Source organism: Micromonospora sp. NPDC049662 (genome assembly GCF_040675055.1).
Classification (GTDB): domain Bacteria; phylum Actinomycetota; class Actinomycetes; order Mycobacteriales; family Micromonosporaceae; genus Micromonospora.
Genome location: NZ_JBFAOC010000029.1, coordinates 34,588 through 53,334, shown reverse-complemented (window position 1 = coordinate 53,334; position 18,747 = coordinate 34,588). Strand labels below are relative to the sequence as shown.

Genomic DNA, 18,747 nt, shown 5'->3' with positions numbered 1-18,747 from the left:
CGACGGTCACCTCGCTCCCAGGTCGTTCAGCGCCTTCTCGGCGCCCCGGTGCAGCGGCACCGGCAGGGTCCGGCGGGCCTTCTCCAGCGTGATCCCCTTGGCCGCCGGGTTGGCCTGGGCCAGGGCGTCGCGCTTGTCGAACACCGTCCGGGTGATCACGCAGGCGACGTTGGCGTCCAGGTCCTCGCGAACCAGCAGCACGTTCGGCACGACGATGGTCGGGGTGTCGCTCGCCGTCCGGTACACGTCCCGACCGATCGTGCCGGCCTGATAGCCGGGGCCAAGCGCGGTCAGCTTCGGCAGCAGCGTCGAGATGTCGACGAACGTCACCGTGTCACCGGCGGTGGTGAACAGGTCCGTCAGGCCACTGGTGGGCAGGCCACCGGACCAGAAGAAGCCGTCGATGCTGCCGTCCTTGACGCCGTCGACCGTCTTGGCGAGGTCGAGTCGCTGCGCCCGGACGTCCTTGGCCGGGTCGAGTCCGGCGGCCTCCAGCAGCCGGTTCGCGATCACCTCCGTGCCGGACTTCGGGGAGCCCGTGGAGATCCGCTTACCGCGCATGCCGGCGACCGAGGTGATTCCGGCGTCCTTGCGGACCACCACCTGCGTGTAGTTGTCGTAGAGACGGGCCAAGGCCCGCACCGGCTGTGGGGCGGTGAAGCTGCCCTTGCCCTCGACCGCGTTGACCGCCGTGTCGAACAGCGAGAACGCCACGTCGTACTGGCCGCCGACCAACTGCTCCACGTTCTGCACCGACGCGCCGGTCTCGGCGGCGGTGCCGGTGAGCTTGCCGCCGGTCGCCCCGGACAACTGCCCGGCCAGGGCGTTGCCGACCGAGTAGTAGACGCCCGTCGAGTTGCCGGTGGCGATGCCCACGCGGGTCTCCCGGGTCACCTCGCAGGTGACCGCACTGGCCGTGTCGTCCGTGGCCGCGCCGCCCTGCTGGCCTCCGCAGCCGGTGACGCCCGCCAGGACGAGGGCGAGCGCGCCCACGCCCGCCGCGAGCCGTACGTCGGTTCGTCTCACAGTCTCTCCTCTGTTGGTGTTCGCGGTCGGCCCGCTGTTGGTGTGCGCGGTCGGCTCGTGGATCCGCGTCGGACGAGCACTCCCGCTGCCGCGATGGCGGCCAGCGCCACGCCCACCGCGACCGGCACGGGTTCGAGCCAGAGCAGGGTGACTCCGGCGACGGCGCCGAGCACCCGTTCCGGTACGCCGGCGGGACCCACCCCGGGCAGCCAGCCACCGGCGGCGACAGCCAGCACGGACACGCTGAGCGCCGTCACCACGGCCGCGACGGCGATCCGCGGTACGCCGCCGATGCCGAGCAGGCCCAGCCCGGTCGGGGTGATGACGAAAGCGATCGGGGTGAGGTACGCCGGCAGCGCGTACCGCAGGGTCTGCCACATGGTCGGCACCAGCCGGCCCCCGGTGACAGCGGCCGCGGCCACGGCGGCGAGCGCGGTCGGCGGGGACACCTCGGACAGCACGGCGAAGTAGAAGACGAACATCGCCGCGGCGGGCGCGGTCACGCCCAGGTCGAGCAGGGCCGGGCCGACGATCACCCACCCGATCACGAACGAGGCGGTGACCGGCACGGCCAGGCCCAGCAGGCTGAGCGCGACGGCCGCGAGCAGCGCCGTGAGCACCAGGACCAGCGTCGGGTCGGCGGTGACCGCCTTCGCCCCGCCGATCAGCAGCGCCGCCGTCTGCGGCCCGAGCCCGGTCTTCGTGGTGGTCGCCGTGATGATGCCGGCGGCGGCACACACGGCGGTGACGGCGAGCACCCCGCGTACGCCGCTGACCAGGGCGGTCACCAGCCGGGTCGGGGTGAGCCGGTGGGCGCGGTCCAGCCACGACAGCACGGCGGTGAGGACGATGGCGAACACCACGGCCCTCGTCGCGGAGACGCCGACCGCGAGGAACACGATGATCGCGATCAGCGAGGCGAAGTGGTAGCCGAAGCGGCCCAGCAGCCGCCACGGTGAGCCGACATGGAGCACGACCGGACGTACGCCGGAGCGGCGGGTGTCGATCTCCACGGAGAGCAGGATGCCCAGGTAGTAGAGCACCGTCGGCACCGTCGCCCAACCCAGCACCTGAAGGTACGAAACGCCCAGGTACTCGGCGATGATGAACGCCGCCGCCCCGAGGGTGGGCGGGGACAGGATCGCGCCCACCCCGGCCGCCGCCAGCATGCCGCCGGCCCGCTCCGGTGGATAGCCGGCGCGACGCAGCAGCGGCCAGGTGACCGCGCCGATGCTCACCGTCGTCGCCGCACCCGAGCCGGAGACGGTGCCGAGCAGAAAGCCCGAGGCCACCGCCGTCCGACCGGCGGCGGTCCGGGAGCGGCGGAACGCGGCGGTCGACAGGTCGACGAAGAACCGCCCGGCCCCGGACAGCTCCAACACCGCGCCGTAGATGGTGAACAACACGATGTACGAGGCGGCCACGTCCAACGGGGTGCCGTAGAAACCGCTGTCGGAGTTGTAGAACGCGTCGATGAGTTGACGGAAGTCGAGCCCGGCGTGCGCGACCGGCCACGACTGCGGCAGCAACCCGCCGTAGTAGCCGTACCCGAGGAACAGCAGGCCGACCGCCGGCAGGATCCAACCGGTCGTACGCCGGCACGCCTCCAGCAGCAGGAGCAGCAGCACGGTGCCGAGCACCAGGTCCGTCGGCGCGAGCAGGCCCTGCCGGTCGAGGAACGCGTTGTAGCCGCCGCCACCCGTACCGATCGTGATCGGCAGGACGGGATAGAGGCAGGCCGCCACGGTCAGCGCGGCCAGCAGCCAGTCGACGAGGGTGGGCCGGGTGCTGTCGGTGTGGTCGGGGCGTGCCGTGCTGTCTGCGGGCCGGGTGCTGGCGGTGGCTTGTCGCCGCCGGCGCGGGCGGATCCAGCGCGGCAGGTCGGCCGGGTAGGCGAGGAAGACCAGCGGGAGCACACCGGCCAAGAAGATGATCAGGTAGTACTTGCTGCCCTGTGCGAGCGGGCGGAACACCTGCCAGAGAGCGAGCGTGCCGACCGCCAGCGCGACCGTGCCGAGCAGGAGGGCCGCCGGACCGGCCAACACCCGGCCGGGCCTCTCGTCCTCGAACTGGGCCGCCACGTCCCTTGTGGCCCGCTCGGCGGCGCCGCCCGGCCCGGTCGGTTGTGCGGTCTCGGTTGGCTCTGCGGTGCGGGTCGGCTCTGCGGTCTGGGTCAGTTTCGCGGTCCGGGTCGGTTTCGCGGTCTCGGGCGGTTTCGCGGTGTCGGTCGGTTCTGGGGTCTCGGCGGTCGGCTCTGCCGTGTCGGCTGGTTCCGCGGCCTCGGCCGCTGGGCGCGGTCGAGGCGGCCTGTCGGCCGCAGTCGTGACGGGCTCGTCGGCAGGGCGCGTGTCGGGCCGGTCGGCGGGGCGCGTGTCGGGCCGGTCGGCGGGGCTCGTGTCGGGCCGGTCGGCGGGCGAGTTGGCTGGTCGGGCGGGTGACGGCGGACCATCGGGCGAGCTGGCGGGCGACACAGGGGGACGATACCTGTCGATCGGCCGATGGCGTGGGGCATTGATCGGCGTTTCGCTTCCGGCGGGTCAGGGCGCGCGGGTATTTGCCTGCAGGGATGTCGGACCCGGCGGTTAGGGTCGGGCGGTGACTACCGGGCGACCACTGATTCAGGCTCGTGGGCTGGTGAAGCGGTTCGGTGACTTCACCGCCGTGGACGGCATCGACGTCGAGGTGCAGTCGGGTGAGGCGTTCGGCTTTCTGGGACCGAACGGCGCGGGCAAGTCCTCCACCATGCGCATGGTCGGTTGCACCTCGCCGCCGAGCGCCGGTGAGCTGCGCATCCTCGGCCTGGATCCGGTGGCCGACGGGCCGGCGATCCGCGCCCGCCTCGGGGTGTGCCCGCAGCTCGACAATCTCGATCCGGAGCTGACCGTCCGGGAGAACCTGACCGTCTACGCCCGCTACTTCGGCATCTCGCGCCGGGCGGCACGGGCGCGGGCCGCCGAGTTGCTCGACTTCGTCCAGCTCACCGAGCGGGCCGACAGCAAGGTCGATCCGCTCTCCGGCGGGATGAAACGACGCCTGACCATCGCCCGTGCTCTGGTCAACGACCCGGACATCGTGCTGCTCGACGAGCCGACCACCGGGCTCGACCCGCAGGCGCGGCACCTGGTGTGGGAGCGCCTGTTCCGGCTGAAGCAGCAGGGCGTCACGCTGGTGCTCACCACTCACTACATGGACGAGGCCGAGCAGCTCTGCGACCGGCTGGTGGTGATGGACGGCGGTCGGATCGTCGCCGAGGGTTCGCCCCGGGCGCTGATCGAGCGATACTCCACCCGCGAGGTGGTCGAGCTGCGCTTCGCGGCCGAGTCGCAGGCGCCGTTCGCCGACAAGCTGGCCGGGGTGGGGGAGCGGGTCGAGGTGCTGCCCGACCGCGTTCTGCTCTATGTGCCCGACGGCGACGCGGCGGTCGCCGAGGTGACCGCGTCGGGTTTGCAGCCGGCGAATGTGCTGGTGCGCCGCAGCAGCCTGGAGGACGTCTTCCTGCACCTGACCGGCCGCACCCTCGTCGACTGACCCTGGTGCCGGTTGCCGCCGCCGGCCGATCGGTGGCGGTGCGGGGTGGGCCCGGGGGCGATCGGTGGCTGCTCAGCAACAAACCTGCCGGCGTGTCGTGCTGCTGAGCAGCCAACGACCATCGGGCTCTGGCCCAGGTGCGTGACTCGAAGGACCCGGACGGCCCGGTGCTCGTCTTCGAGCCCGACAGGTGGCGCGCCTTCATCGCGTCCGCCGCTGCCCGTCGAGCATGATCCATCACGCGAGCGGCCCCCGCTGGGGGTGATCCCCTCGATTTCCCGGATGTCGGGGCTTTCCGTGGCCGCCGACACCGCGACTTCCAGGAAGTCGAGTCGATCACGCAATCGCGGCGACGGGCACGGCGTAAACGGCTCGCGGTCTGTCGTACCCCTTGGGTAGACAGGTCGTGGTCGACGCGGGTGGAGGTGGCGCGGTGAGCGTGGCGGAACGGACGCGGGCGAGACCGGGACCGCCGTGGGCGCCGGCGTCCGCGGTGTTCGGCTACTACCTGGTCGGGCTGCGGCGCACCTGGCGGGCCGGGGTGTTCTCGTCGTTCCTGCTGCCGCTGCTGACCGTGCTCGGGTTCGGCGTGGGCGTCGGGGGCTACATCGACCAGGGTGTCGGCGGGGTGCCCTACCTGGAGTGGCTGGTTCCCGGGCTGATCGCCTCGACCGCGCTCCAGGTGACCGTGGGTGACTCGACGTGGCCGGTGTTCAGCAACTTCCAGTGGGTCAAGAGCTACCAGGCGCAGAGCGCGTCGCCGCTGCGCGTGGGCGACATCCTGGCCGGGCACCTGGCCTTCGTGCTGTTCCGGGTGGTCACCACGATCGCGGTGTTCCTGCTGGTCACCGGGTTGTTCGGGGCGCTGCGGTCGCCGTGGGCGGTGGTCACCCTGCCGGTGGTGGCGTTGCTCGGTCTGGCCGTGGCCGCGCCCACCTTCGCGTACGCCGCGGCGGTGTCCAGCGACAACTGGTTGGCCATGCTGTTCCGGTTCGCGGTCATCCCGATGAGCCTGTTCGCCGGGGTGTTCTTCCCGGTCGAGTCGCTGCCCGAGGCGCTGCGCTGGCTGGCGTACGCCACGCCGCTGTGGCACGCCGTCGATCTGTGCCGGGCCGCCACGCTCGGTGTCGCTCCACAGTGGTCGATCGTCGGGCACCTGCTCTACCTGGCCGCCTGGGCGGTCGCCGGGTGGCTGCTCGCGCTGCGCGCCTTCCGCCGCAAGCTCGTCGTCTAGGGGGAACCCGTGGTCACGCTGGTCCTGCCCCGGCTGGTCGACGTCTCCGGCGCGTCCCGCCGGTCGGCGTCGGTGATCGGGCGCAACGTCACGGCCCTGAAGGCGGTCTACTGGCTGCTGTTGCTCTCCGGCTTCGTGGAGCCGCTGCTCTACCTGTTCTCCATCGGCCTGGGGGTGGGGACGCTGGTCGGGGACCTGCCGTTGCCCGACGGACGGCTGGTGTCGTACGCCGAGTTCGTGGCCCCGGCGATGCTGGCCTCCTCCGCGATGACCGGGGCGATCTCGGAGACCACATTCAATCTCTTCGGCAAGATGAAGTACATGAAGCTGTACGACGGGATGATCGCCACCCCGATCCGCCCGTTCGAGATCGCCCTCGGTGAGCTGGGCTGGGCGATGCTGCGCGGCAGTGCGTACTCGGCGGCGTTCCTCGGGGTCATGGTCGCGCTCGACCTGACCACCGTGACCCGGGCCGTCACCGCGCTGCCGGCGGCGGTGCTGGTCGGGTTCGCGTTCGGTGGGCTCGGCATGGCGGTCGCCACCGTCATGCGCAGTTGGCAGGATTTCGACCTGGTGGGGTCGGTCCAGTTCACCCTGTTCTTCTTCTCGGGCACGTTCGTGCCGGCGCAGGCCTACCCGACCCTGCTGCGCTGGCTGGTCGAGGTCACTCCGCTGTACCGGGCGGTGCACCTGCTCCGCGGGCTCACGGTGGGCACCGGCGGCTGGCTCTGGCTGCTCGACGTGCTCTACCTGCTGGCGATGATGGCGGTCGGTCTGCTGGTGGCCTCGCGCCGGATGGGCAGGATGCTCTACAAGTAGGGGGTTATCCAAGGCCGTCGACGGGGCATGTCCGCAGGTGAAACCGCCGACGACGAGGAGGGGCGATGGCCTCGGACGAGTCTTCCGCCCAGCGCGAGCGCCAGCACAGCGCCCGTGACGACACCGCCCACGACAGCCCCGCCCACGACAGCCCCGCCGACGACAGCACCCCGGGCGGCCGCACGGCGCGCGATCGCAAGCACGGCCGGAGCGAGCATGACCCCCGCACGCGCGCCCGCACCGAGCGGGACCGGGCCAGCGCGCCGGTCGGGCCGGTCGGGCCGGACGCGGGCCCGGACAGCCCCACCGACCTGCCCGGCAGCGGCTGGAAGGCGGCGCTGCGTCGTACGGTCCGCGAATTCCAGGACGACAGCCTGACCGACTGGGCGGCGGCGCTGACCTACTACGGGGTGCTGTCGATCTTCCCGGGGCTGCTGGTGCTGATCTCCATCCTCGGCCTGCTGGGCACCAGCGCCACCGAGGGTGTCAAGGACACGGTCAACCAGGCGGTGCCGAACGACAGCATCCAGAAGATCATCGAGGAGGCCATCAAGCAGGCGCAGGGCAACGGTGGGCTGGCCAGCGTCGCGGCGATCATCGGTCTGCTGGCGGCCTTCTGGTCGGCGTCGGGCTACATCGCCGCGTTCATGCGCGCCTCGAACACCATCTACGACGTGCCGGAGGGCCGGCCGATCTGGAAGACCCTGCCGATCCGGGTCGGCGTGACGGCGGTGATCGGCGTACTCCTGCTGGTCAGTGCGGTGATCGTGGTCTTCACGGGCCGCCTCGCGGAGGTGGTCGGTGACGCCATCGGCGTGGGCTCCGAGGCGGTCGCGGTGTGGAACGTGGCCAAGTGGCCGGTGCTGCTGCTCCTGGTCAGCCTGATGTTCGCCATCCTCTACTGGGCCTCGCCGAACGCCCGCCACGGCGGGTTCCGCTGGATCAGCCCGGGTGGCGTGCTGGCCGTGGTGATCTGGCTGGTGATCTCGGGTCTGTTCGCCTTCTACGTGGGCAACTTCGGCTCGTACAACAAGACGTACGGGGCGTTGGCCGGTGTGATCATCTTCCTGGTCTGGCTGTGGCTGAGCAACATCGCGATCCTGCTGGGCGCCGAGTTCGACGCGGAGTTGGAGCGCGGTCGGGCGATCTCGGCCGGGCATCCCGTCGACGAAGAGCCGTACGTCGAGCTGCGCGACGACCGCAAGCTCCGCAAGAAGGACCGCACCGCCTGATCGGCACCACATCGCCGACCTGGCGGCATCCCCCGCACCGGATGGCACCACATCGCCGACCTGGAGTGGATCGAGCGCGCACCGACACGAACCCGCCCCGCCAGCACAGACCCGCTGGCGGGGCGGGTTCGTGTCGGTCGATGAAACTGCACGCGAGCGCCTGCGGGCACGCCGTTATCCTTTTCTTGATCCACTTTTAGCTTTTGTTCCTTCGGACAAAAGTTGGGAACGGAACGGCTGAAGCTCTGGACACGCGGCGCGGAGCGCTCCTACTGTGTCGGACACAACACATCGACATTGCGTCGATGTGAACGAGTCCGATGAAGAGGTGAACCGCGCGTGCGGACCGTCGACCCCCTGCACGTCCGGCTGTTGCGGTTACTCCGCGACGAGGGGGCCGTGTCCCGGGCCGAGCTGGGCGACCGGCTCCAGATGCCGCGCCCGCGACTGCTGGCCGAGCTGGACCGGCTGGTCGCGCTCGGGTACGTCGCCGAGGCCGGTTTCGCCGCCTCCCGGGGCGGGCGTCGCTCGACGCTCGTCGAGCTGAACCCGAAGCTGCGCTTCGCCGCCGTCGACCTGGGCGCCAGCTCGATGGACGTCGAGGTGGTCAACGGTCGCCTCGAACCGGTGGCCCACTACGCCGAGCCGGCCGACATCCGCAGCGGCCCGAAGGTCACCCTGCAACGGGTCAACGAGCTGCTGCACAAGGCCCGGGTCGACGGGGCGTACGAGCGGCTGGACGCGGTGGGCATCGGCGTACCCGGGCCGGTCAGCTTCCGCGACGGCGTGCCGGTGTCGCCGCCGATCATGCCGGGCTGGGACCGGTTCCCCGTCCGCGAGCTGCTCAGCCGGGAGCACGCCTGCCCGGCGGTGGTCGACAACGACGTCAACATCATGGCCATCGGGGAACGTCACGGCGGAGTCGCCCACTCGGTGGACGACTTCCTCTTCGTGAAGATCGGCACCGGTGTCGGCTGCGGCATCTACCTCTCCGGCGAGGTCTACCGGGGCACCGACGGCTGCGCCGGGGACATCGGCCACATCCAGGTCGACGCGCACGGTCCGATGTGCTCCTGCGGCAACGCGGGCTGCCTGGAGGCCCTGTTCAGCGGCGCGGCGCTGGCCAAGGACGCGTTCGTCGCGGCCCGCAGCGGAGCGTCGCCGGCCCTGGCCGAGCGGTTGAGCACGCGGGGCACGGTGACCGCGCTGGACGTCGCCGAGGGCGCCGTCGAGGGCGACGTGACCTGCATCCAGTTGATCCGCGACGGCGGACGCCGGGTCGGCGGCGTGCTCGCCGGCCTGGTCAGCTTCACCAACCCGTCGATGATCGTGATCGGCGGCGGGTTGGCCCAGCTCGGGCACATCCTGCTCGCCGAGATCCGCAGTGTGGTCTACCGCCGGTCACTGCCCCTGGCTACCGGCAACCTGCCCGTCGTGCTGTCCGAGTTGGGTGGCCGGGCCGGTGTCGCCGGCGCGGCCGTGCTCGCCAGCGACGTCGCCTTCGGGGAAGCATCATGAGCGAGGAGGAGACCGTGGCCCTGTCCGACGAGACCGCCACCACCGGGTCGGCCGACGCCGACGCCGCCGCGCCGCTGGTCGAAGCTCCGCCCGACACCGTCGCGGGCGAGGTGGTCCTGCGCCTCACCGACGTGGTCAAGACCTTCCCCGGCGTACGCGCCCTGGACGGGGTCCAGCTCGAGGTACGCGCCGGAGAGGTGCACTGCCTGCTGGGGCAGAACGGCGCTGGCAAGTCCACGCTCATCAAGGTGCTGGCCGGCGTGCACCAGCCGGATTCCGGGCTGGTGGAGTGGCGCGGCGAACCGGTCACCTTCGCCAACCCGCAGGCCGCCATGAAGTCCGGCATCGCCACCATCTACCAGGAACTCGACCTCGTCGAAGACCTCTCGGTCGCGGAGAACGCGTTCCTCGGGCACGAGTACCGCAGTTTCGGCTTCGTCCGGCGCGGCCGGATGGCCCGGCACACCCGGCAGATCCTCAGCCGGCTCGGGCACGGCGAGATCCCGCCCGGTCGGATGGTCCGCTCCCTGCCGGCGGCCGGCAAGCAGATCGTCAGCATGGCGCGGGCGCTGTCGCACGAGGCGCGACTGATCATCATGGACGAGCCGAGCGCGGTGCTGGCCCACGACGAGGTCGGCAACCTGTTCCGGATCATCCGCGAGCTGACCGCGCAGGGCATCGCCGTCATCTATATCTCCCACCGCATGGAGGAGATCCGCGAGATCGGCGACCGGGTCACCGTACTCAAGGACGGCCGGACCACGGCGGCGAACCTGCCGGCGCGCGACACCCCGACCCGCGACCTGGTCAGCCGGATGACCGGCCGGACCATCGAGTACGTCTTCCCGGACCGGCCGACCGACGACACCGCCGGCAACGAGCTGCTCCAGGTCGAGGGGTTGACCCGCACCGGCGAGTTCGCCGACGTGTCGCTGAACGTGCGGGCCGGAGAGATCGTCGGCATCGCCGGTCTGGTTGGCTCCGGCCGCTCCGAGCTGCTGGAGACGATCTACGGCGCCCGGCTGGCGGAGGCCGGCACGGTGCGGATGGACGGCAAGGCGCTGCGCCCCGGCGTCGGGGCGGCGGTACGGGCCGGCATGGGCATGGCCCCGGAGGAGCGCAAGAGTCAGGCGCTGCTGTTGGGCGAGCCGATCTACCGCAACGTCACGCTGGCCACCTTCGGCCGGTACGCGCGGCTCGGCTTCACCAACGCGGCGGCGGAACGCGCCGAGGCGGACCGGATCGCCGAGACCCTGGAGCTGCGTCCCCGGGACGTCGACCGGCCGGTACGCACCCTGTCCGGCGGCAACCAGCAGAAGGTCGTGGTCGGCCGGTGGTTGCTCGGCGGCACCAAGCTGCTGCTGCTCGACGAGCCCACCCGGGGTGTGGACGTGGGCGCTCGGGCCGAGCTGTACCAGGTCATCCGCTCACTGGCCGCGCAGGGCGTCGGCGTGCTGCTGGTCTCCAGCGAGGTACCCGAGGTGCTGGGCCTGGCCGACCGGGTGCTGGTGATGCGCGAAGGCCGGGTCGTCCGCGAGGCCGCGGCCGGCGAACTTGACGAGAACACTGTGCTTGACCTCGTGATGGCGGGGTCCTTGATGGAAGGCGCACCGGCATGAGCGACGCGACTCCCACACCCACCGCGACACCGGAGCGCCCGCAGCTTCCGGCCCAGTCGCCGCCGGTGGACCCGGCGGAGACGGCGGTGGCCAGCGAAAAGACGGCCTCCACCGGCAAGCTCTCCTGGTGGCGGGGCGACGGCGGCGACGGTGCGAAGCGCAACCTCGGCCTGATCGGCGTGCTGGCCGCGCTCGTCGTGGTCGGCGCGATCACCAAGCCGGACCTGTACGGCGACCCGACCTGGGTCTGGAACAACGTCCTGGCGATCCTCCAACTCGCCTCGGTCGTCGGCGTGGTCACGGTCGGCATGACCTTCGTGATCATCGGCGGTGGCATCGACCTGTCGGTGGGAGCGATCGTCGCGCTGGCCGGGGTCTGGTGCACCACGGTGGCCACCCAGAGCTATGGCGCCGGCGGCATGATCTTCACCGCCCTCGTGGTGGGCATCTGCGTCGGCCTGGTCAACGGCGTTCTCATCTCGTACGGCAAATTGGTGCCCTTCATCGCGACCCTGGCGATGCTGGTGGCCGCGCGCGGCCTGGCGGCCTCGATCTCCAACAAGCAGACGCAGGTGTCGAGCAGCACGTTCATCAACGACATCGCCGCCCGCAAGATCATCGGTGTCCCGATCCTGGTCTACATCCTCGGCGCGGTCGTGCTGGCCGGATGGGTCCTGCTCAACCGGACGACCTTCGGCCGGCGGACCATCGCCGTCGGCGGTAACCCGGAGGCGGCCCGACTGGCCGGCATCAACGTCCGCCGGCACACGATGCTGCTCTACGCGCTCTCCGGTCTGTGCTGCGGCATCGCGGCCATCATGCTCACCTCGCAGGCCACCTCGGCGCAGGCGGCGATGGCCAACCTGTACGAGTTGGACGCGATCGCCGCCGCGATCATCGGCGGGACGCTGCTCAGCGGTGGTCGGGGCACGATCGTCGGCTCGCTGCTCGGCGTCATCATCTTCGCCACGATCACGAACCTCTTCGCCATCAACGGCCTCTCCATCGAGGCGCAGAACATGGTCAAGGGCGGCATTATCGTCGCCGCCGTCCTGATCCAGCAGTTCAAGTTCAAGTCAGTCACCCGGCTCCTCGCGCGGAACAGGGTCACCACCACAACCTGACGCACCGCACCGTTGTCCTGGCGACGTCGAGATCTTCGACGGTGGCCGGACCTCGCACACCCTCACCCAGATGAAAACCCGCTCCCAGGAGGTCGTTCATGACCCAGAACAGTCGCGACCTGTCGCGCCGCCGGTTGCTCTTCGGTGGTGCCGCGGTTGGCGCCGCCACCCTGCTGACCGCCTGCACCAGTAACGAGACCCCGGCCGCCAGCACGCAGACCAAGGCCGCCGGCAACGCCGAGGGCAACAACGCTCCGGGCAAGAAGGTCGTCATCGGCTTCTCGGCCCCGGCCGCCGACCACGGCTGGATGGGCGCGATCCACGCCAACGCCAAGGCGCAGGCCGCGGCGTACTCGGACGTGGAGTTCAAGGAGGTCGACGGCGGGTCGAACTCGGAGGCCCAGCGCTCCACGCTCGGCACCCTGATCGCCCAGAAGCCGGACATCATCGTCGTGCTGCCGCACGACGGCAAGGAGGTCAACGCCGTTGCCCTCCAGGCCATGCAGGCCGGCATCCCGATCGTCAACCTCGACCGGGCGTTCCCCGACGCGCTGGCCTCGCGGCTGGTGATCAAGGGTGACAACTACGGCATGGGCGTCTCCGCCGGCCACTTCATCGGCAAGATGCTCAAGGACAAGGGCGTCGCCAACCCGGTCATCGGTGAGATCGCCGGCCTGGAGATCCCGCTGACGGTCGAGCGCAGCGAGGGCTTCAAGGCCGCCCTGGCGACCTACGGGTTCAAGGTGAGCAACCGGCGTTCGGCCGAGTTCACCTCGGACAGCGGCCAGCGCGAGGCGGCCCAGCTCCTCCAGGCGCTGCCGAAGATCGACGCGATCTGGAACCACGACGACGACCAGGGCATCGGTGTGCTCGCGGCCGTCAAGCAGGCCAACCGGTCGGAGTTCTTCATGGTCGGCGGCGCGGGCTCCAAGCTCGCGATCGACGCGATCAAGGCCGACAACTCGGTGCTCAAGGCGACGGTCACCTACAACCCGTCGATGGCGTCCTCGGCGATCTCGCTCGCGCGGCTCATCGCGCAGGGCCGGGGCCTGGGCGACCTGACGGAGCTGCAGGTGCCCAAGGAAGTGACCCTCGCCTCCGAGACGATCACCAAGGAGAACGCGAGCAGCTACGACAAGCTCGGGTTCTGACATACCGGGGGGAGACCCACCTTGTCCACGACAGACAGAGAACTGCGGATCGGCATGGTCGGTTACGCGTTCATGGGCGCCGCGCACTCACAGGCGTGGCGCACCGTGAACCGCGTGTACGACCTGCCGGCGCGGGCCCGGATGGCGCTGGTCTGCGGCCGGGACACCACAGCGGTGTCCGAGGCCGCCGACCGGCTCGGCTGGGACGCGTACACGACCGACTGGCGTGACCTCGTCAACCGGGACGACATCGACGTTGTCGATGTCTGCACCCCGGGCGACAGTCACGCCGAGATCGCCCTCGCCGCGTTGGCCGCCGGCAAGCACGTGCTGTGCGAGAAGCCGCTGGCCAACACGGTGGCCGAGGCACGGGCGATGACCGCCGCGGCGGACACCGCACGCGCCGCCGGGGTGCGGTCGATGTGCGGGTTCAACTACCGCCGGGTCCCCGCGGTCACGATGATGCGCCAGATGGTCGCCGAGGGACGACTCGGGGTGATCCGTCACGTCCGAGCGTCGTACCTGCAGGACTGGATCGTGGATCCGCAGTTCCCGCTGGTCTGGCGGTTGCAGAAGGACAGGGCGGGCTCCGGCGCGCTCGGTGACATCGGTGCGCACATCATCGACCTGACGCAGTTCGTCGTCGGCCAGCAGATCACCGGCGTCAGCGCGATCACCGAGACGTTCGTCAAGGAGCGGCCGTTGCCGGCCGAGTCGAGCGGGCTGGCGGCCACCGTCGACGGCGAGTCGGTCGACGGCAGCGGTCCGGCCACCGGTCCGGTCACCGTCGACGACGCCGCGGTCTTCGTGGCCCGGCTCGACGGCGGCGCCCTGGCCACGTACGAGGCGAGCCGGTTCGCCACGGGCCGCAAGAACGCCCTGCGTGTCGAGATCAACGGCTCGCTGGGCAGCGTGGTCTTCGACCTGGAGCGGCTCAACGAGTTGGAGTTCTACGACGCCACCCGGCCGACGCTGGAGCAGGGCTTCAGCCGGATCCTGGTGACCGAGGGCGACCACCCGTACATGTCGGCGTGGTGGCCTCCGGGTCACATCATCGGCTACGAGCACTCCTTCACCCACCAGATGCGCGATCTCATCGAGGCGATCGCCACCGGCACCGACCCGGCGCCCTCGTTCGCCGACGCGTTGCAGGTCCAGCTCGTGCTGGACGCGGTGACCCGTTCGGCGGAGACCGGTTCCTCGTGGACCGACGTGGAACCGGCGCTGACCGTGGTCGCCGTCTGACCCCTGACCATCCGCGACGGCGGTGCTCGCGCCGCCGTCGCCCGACCGGCTTTCCGGAGCCGACCGGCGAGGGACCGGCCGCGGTTTGCGCCCCGCGGCCGGGACGAGGTCGGCTCCGGAGAGTGTGCAGCCGGGCCCTAACGGCCCGGTGGCGCACGGATAGGACGGTCGTCCGGTGCGACCGGACCGGGATTCCCCGGCCGCACCGGAGGACCGCCACCACCACCCCCGGCGATCCGGAGGACCCGATGACATCGCCCGCCGCTGCCCCCACCCGTACCACTTCCGCCTGCCACCGCACGGCGGACCGCACCCCGGTCGAGGATCCGGTGGGCGCGGCAACCTGAGACGTCCGGTCGGGGCATGCCAACGCCCCGGCCGGCGGATGCGGGGGAGGCAGGGTCGAGACGCCGACCGACCCTGCCTGCCAGCCCCGTCTGCCCGTACCCGTGCCGAGATCCGGTCCGTCGTCGTCGCCGCCGACGCCGACGCCGGGCCGGCGTCGTACCGGTACGGGTCGGGCGGGCGGGGCCCATCCATCCGGCCCGAAACTTTTCCGAAACCGGGCCGTATCTTTCCGAAACATATTCTGATATTCCTATATTTAGCGGTACCGACGGTTCCTCGGAAATGGGGAAGGAGCACCATGCGAACAGGTGTCTGGCTGGTAGGGGCGCGCGGTTCCGTCGCGACCACCAGCATCGTCGGGGGGCTCGCGCTGCGAGCCGGCCTGGCCGGGCCCACCGGCTGTGTGACCGAGCTGCCCGACCTGCGCGGTCCCGCCCTGCCGTCCTTCGCGGACCTGGTCTTCGGCGGGCACGACGTGGCCACCACCCCGCTGTGCAAGCGCGCCGAAGCGCTCGCCGACGCCGGTGTCATTCCCGGGCGGCTGGTCGCCGCGCTCCGCGACGAGTTGGGCGTGGTCGAGCAGGAGTTGCGCCCCGCGCCGGTCGGCGACACCCAGGCCGACCGGGCCGCGGCCGTGGTCCGCGACCTGACCAGCTTCCGGGAGCGCCACGAGCTGGACCGGGTGGTCGTGGTCAACGTCTCCGCCACCGAGGCCGTGCCCCGACCGCACCCCGGGCACGCCGACCCGGCCGCGTTGCGCGCCGCCCTCGACGGTCCCGACGAGGTGCTCCCGCCCAGCTCGCTGTACGCGTACGCGGCGCTGCTGGCCGGCTGCCCCTACGTCGACTTCACGCCGTCCACCGGCCTGCGGCTGCCGGCGCTGGCCGCGCTGGCGCAGGAGCGCCGGCTGCCGTACGCCGGGCACGACGGCAAGACCGGCGAGACCCTGGTCAAGTCGGTGCTCGCGCCGATGTTCGCGATGCGCAACCTCGCCGTCCGCTCCTGGTCGGGGATGAACCTGCTCGGCGGCGGCGACGGCGCCACCCTCGCCGACCCGGCCGCCAACGCGGCCAAGGTGCAGAGCAAGCAACGCGTGCTCGGCGAGACGCTCGGCTACGTGCCGCAGGGCAACACCCGCATCGAGTACGTCGAGGAGCTGGGCGACTTCAAGACCGCCTGGGATCTGATCACGTTCGCCGGCTTCCTCGGCACCGGCATGCGGATGGAGTTCACCTGGCACGGCTGCGACTCGGCGCTGGCCGCGCCGCTGGTGCTCGACCTGGCCCGCCTCACCGCCGCCGCGCACGCCGCCGGGCACGTCGGGCCGCTGGCCGACCTCGGCTTCTTCTTCAAGGACCCGCTCGGCACGCCGACCCACTCGCTGGCCGAGCAGTGGGCCCGGCTGACCGGCTTCGCCCAGCGACTGCACGCCGGCCCGGACGGTGGCCATGACCACGCTGGCTGACCTGGCCGAGCTGGTCCGCGCGCCGGCCGCGCTCTCGGTCCCCGGGGACGTCGTGGCCGGCGCGGCGGCGGCCGGTGCGCTGAGCCCACGTACTCCCGCCCTGGCGGGCGCGTCGGTGCTGCTCTACTGGGCCGGCATGGCCGCCAACGACTGGTCCGACCGGCGGCTCGACGCCGTCGAACGCCCCGAGCGGCCGATCCCCAGCGGCCGGGTCACCCCGAACGCCGCGCTGGGTCTCGCCGCCGGCCTCACCGCCGCCGGCGTGGGCCTGGCCGCCGCCGTGGGCGGTCGCCGCGCCGCCGCGCTCGCGGTGCCGCTGGCCGCCAGCATCTGGGGGTACGACCTGCTGGCCAAGAACACCGCCGCCGGCCCCGCCGTGATGGCCGCCTGCCGAGGGCTGGACGTGCTGCTGGGCGCATCCGGCGGCCGGCTGGCGCGGGCGCTGCCCTCGGCGGCCACCGTGGCGGCACACACCTGGACGGTCACCGCGCTGTCCCGTCGCGAGGTCAGCGGCGCGGACGCCGCCCTGCCGATGCGTACCCTGGCCGGCACCGCCGTGGTCGCCGCGAGCGCCGCCGTGGCCGTACCCCGGCGCGCTGGGATCGCCGCCGCGCTGCCCGCCGTGCTGGCCGGGTGGTACGCCGCCCGCTACGGCGCGGCCCAGGTGCAGGTGGTCCGGGATCCGTCGGCCGGGAAGGTCCGCGCGGCGGTGGGCGCCGGGATCACCGGCCTGCCCGCCCTCCAGGGAGCGCTCGCCGCCCGTGGCGGCGCGGGCCTGCTCGGGCTGGCCGTCGCGGCGGCCGCGCCACTGGGCCGCCGGCTGGCCCGGAAGGTCTCCCCGACATGACCGTGCCCCAGTCGCGCCGGGCCCGGCGCGACACCGCCCAGCCGGACATCGCGCAGGCCGATGCGGTCCGGGCCGACGCGACGACGGTGCGTCTCGGGTACGGCACGAACGGCTTCGCCAACCACCGGCTCGACGACGCGCTCGCCGTCATCGCCGATCTCGGCTACGAGGGGGTGGCGCTCACCCTGGACCACGATCATCTGGACCCGTTCGCGCCCGGCCTCACCCGCCGGATCGCCGCGGTGGGCCGCCGGCTGTCCGAGCTGGGTCTCGCAGTGGTGATCGAGACCGGGGCCCGCTACCTGTTGGACCCGTGGCACAAGCACGCCCCGACGCTGCTGCACGACGACCCCACCCGGCGGATCGAGTTCCTGCGCCGGGCGGTACGGATCGGCGCCGACCTGGGCGCGGAGGCCGTCTCGTTCTGGGCCGGCGTACGGCCGGAGGCGGTGTCGCCGCAGTGCGCCTGGGACCGGCTCGTGTCCGGCTGCGCCACCGTGGTCGACGCCGCCGACAGCGCGGGCGTGACCCTCGGCTTCGAACCGGAACCGGGGATGCTGGTGCAGGACATCGCCGACTGGCGTCGACTGCACGCGGCGCTCGGCGCCCCGGCCCGCCTCGGCATCACCCTCGACATCGGCCACTGCCGCTGCCTGGAGCCTCAGCCGGTGCCGCAGTGCGTCGCCGAGGTCGCCGAGCACCTGGTCAACGTGCAGATCGACGACATGCGCCGGGGCGTGCACGAGCACCTGGAGTTCGGCGCCGGCGAGATCGACTTCCCGCCGGTGCTGGCCGCCCTGGCCGCTGCCGGCTACCGCGGCCTGGTCGCGGTGGAGCTACCCCGCGACTCGCACGCCGCACCCGCCGTGGCCGCCCGGTCGATCGAGTTCCTACGCGCCGCCGCACCGGCCGGCCGTACGGGAGACGAGGTGCCCACAGGCACACCTGGGGTGCCGGCGTAGCAGCAAGGGGAGGAGACGGAATGACACCGGATTCACTGCGGGCCGCGCTGCGGGGCGTACCCGATCCCGACTGGCTGGACACGGCGCTGCGCCGGGTCGCGGCCGAGCCCACCGCGATCGCCCGGCTGTTTCCGGCCGCCGGCCGGCGCTGCGGTCGGGCCGCGCTGCCGGACGCACCCGGCTGGACCGCCGACGACGCGGCCCGGGTGCTGCTGCTCACCAGCCTGCCCGGCGAGCACGCCGCGTACGCCGAGAGCCTCTACCGGCACGGCGACGCCGCCGAACGGCGGGCCGTGCTGCGGGCTCTGCCGCTGCTGCCGATCGGCGCCGAGGCGGTGCCGCTGCTGCACGACGCGATCCGGACCAACGACACCCGGCTGGTCGCCGCCGCGCTCGGCCCGTACGCCCGGCACCTCGACGCGGCCGCCTGGCGGCAGGCGGTGCTCAAGTGCGTGTTCAGCGGAGTGCCCCTCGTCGCGGTGGCCGACCTGGACGGCCGGGCCGACGGCGAGCTGGCCGCGATGCTCGCCGCGCTCGCCGCCGAACGGCATGCCGCCGGCCGGGACCTGCCCGCCGACGCCACCGACCTGCTCCACCGGCTCACCGCCGCACTGCCCCGGGAGGCGTGA

16 protein-coding genes are annotated in these 18,747 nt (G+C 72.0%); 14 read left to right on the top strand and 2 right to left on the bottom strand.

What is annotated here, in order from left to right; all coding sequences use genetic code 11:
• Nucleotides 1–6: 6 nt before the first annotated feature.
• Nucleotides 7–1,026, bottom strand: a complete 1,020-nt coding sequence (locus AB0J36_RS21475) for a TAXI family TRAP transporter solute-binding subunit (RefSeq protein ID WP_357133321.1) — start codon at nucleotides 1,024–1,026, stop codon at nucleotides 7–9.
• Nucleotides 1,023–3,107 carry a TRAP transporter fused permease subunit gene (locus AB0J36_RS21470; RefSeq protein WP_363661039.1) on the bottom strand — a complete coding sequence of 695 codons (2,085 nt, stop codon included), beginning with the start codon at nucleotides 3,105–3,107 and terminating at the stop codon, nucleotides 1,023–1,025. The genes AB0J36_RS21475 and AB0J36_RS21470 overlap by 4 nt, the downstream gene beginning before the upstream one ends.
• Nucleotides 3,108–3,621: 514 nt before the next feature.
• Between AB0J36_RS21470 and AB0J36_RS21465 the strand changes: the two genes are divergently transcribed.
• The 14 genes from AB0J36_RS21465 (at nucleotide 3,622) to AB0J36_RS21400 (ending at nucleotide 18,747) form a co-directional block, all read left to right on the top strand.
• Complete coding sequence (locus tag AB0J36_RS21465; RefSeq protein ID WP_357133326.1) at nucleotides 3,622–4,554, top strand: ABC transporter ATP-binding protein; 933 nt, start codon at nucleotides 3,622–3,624, stop codon at nucleotides 4,552–4,554.
• A gap of 128 nt (nucleotides 4,555–4,682) precedes the next feature.
• Nucleotides 4,683–4,787: a DUF397 domain-containing protein gene (locus AB0J36_RS21460; protein ID WP_357133381.1), complete on the top strand. Its 105-nt coding sequence runs from the start codon at nucleotides 4,683–4,685 to the stop codon at nucleotides 4,785–4,787.
• A gap of 200 nt (nucleotides 4,788–4,987) precedes the next feature.
• The gene (locus AB0J36_RS21455) at nucleotides 4,988–5,788 is read left to right on the top strand and encodes an ABC transporter permease (protein ID WP_357133328.1); all 801 of its coding nucleotides are present in this window, start codon (nucleotides 4,988–4,990) and stop codon (nucleotides 5,786–5,788) included.
• Between the two features lie 9 nt (nucleotides 5,789–5,797).
• Nucleotides 5,798–6,607, top strand: a complete 810-nt coding sequence (locus tag AB0J36_RS21450) for an ABC transporter permease (protein ID WP_363661038.1) — start codon at nucleotides 5,798–5,800, stop codon at nucleotides 6,605–6,607.
• Between the two features lie 65 nt (nucleotides 6,608–6,672).
• Nucleotides 6,673–7,839, top strand: coding sequence for a YhjD/YihY/BrkB family envelope integrity protein (locus AB0J36_RS21445; protein ID WP_363661037.1), 1,167 nt, complete (start codon nucleotides 6,673–6,675; stop codon nucleotides 7,837–7,839).
• A gap of 339 nt (nucleotides 7,840–8,178) precedes the next feature.
• Nucleotides 8,179–9,357 (top strand): ROK family protein, encoded by a 1,179-nt coding sequence (locus AB0J36_RS21440; protein ID WP_355051303.1) that lies wholly within the window; start codon nucleotides 8,179–8,181, stop codon nucleotides 9,355–9,357.
• Nucleotides 9,354–10,976 (top strand): sugar ABC transporter ATP-binding protein, encoded by a 1,623-nt coding sequence (locus AB0J36_RS21435; protein WP_357133335.1) that lies wholly within the window; start codon nucleotides 9,354–9,356, stop codon nucleotides 10,974–10,976. The genes AB0J36_RS21440 and AB0J36_RS21435 overlap by 4 nt, the downstream gene beginning before the upstream one ends.
• Nucleotides 10,973–12,100: an ABC transporter permease gene (locus tag AB0J36_RS21430; protein ID WP_357397184.1), complete on the top strand. Its 1,128-nt coding sequence runs from the start codon at nucleotides 10,973–10,975 to the stop codon at nucleotides 12,098–12,100. The genes AB0J36_RS21435 and AB0J36_RS21430 overlap by 4 nt, the downstream gene beginning before the upstream one ends.
• A gap of 98 nt (nucleotides 12,101–12,198) precedes the next feature.
• Entirely contained in the window at nucleotides 12,199–13,251 is a 1,053-nt protein-coding gene (locus tag AB0J36_RS21425) for a substrate-binding domain-containing protein (protein WP_357175797.1), read from the top strand.
• Between the two features lie 21 nt (nucleotides 13,252–13,272).
• Nucleotides 13,273–14,496: a Gfo/Idh/MocA family oxidoreductase gene (locus tag AB0J36_RS21420; RefSeq protein ID WP_357133341.1), complete on the top strand. Its 1,224-nt coding sequence runs from the start codon at nucleotides 13,273–13,275 to the stop codon at nucleotides 14,494–14,496.
• A 646-nt stretch (nucleotides 14,497–15,142) separates the two neighbouring features.
• A complete protein-coding gene (locus AB0J36_RS21415; RefSeq protein WP_357133343.1) occupies nucleotides 15,143–16,309 on the top strand; it encodes an inositol-3-phosphate synthase in 1,167 nt (388 codons plus the stop codon).
• The gene (locus AB0J36_RS21410) at nucleotides 16,293–17,156 is read left to right on the top strand and encodes an SCO3242 family prenyltransferase (protein WP_363661036.1); all 864 of its coding nucleotides are present in this window, start codon (nucleotides 16,293–16,295) and stop codon (nucleotides 17,154–17,156) included. Before AB0J36_RS21415 ends, AB0J36_RS21410 begins: the two co-directional genes overlap by 17 nt.
• On the top strand, nucleotides 17,153–18,118 hold the full coding sequence (locus tag AB0J36_RS21405; protein WP_357133347.1) for a sugar phosphate isomerase/epimerase family protein: 966 nt from the start codon (nucleotides 17,153–17,155) through the stop codon (nucleotides 18,116–18,118). The genes AB0J36_RS21410 and AB0J36_RS21405 overlap by 4 nt, the downstream gene beginning before the upstream one ends.
• A 20-nt stretch (nucleotides 18,119–18,138) precedes the next feature.
• Entirely contained in the window at nucleotides 18,139–18,747 is a 609-nt protein-coding gene (locus AB0J36_RS21400) for an EboA domain-containing protein (protein WP_357133349.1), read from the top strand.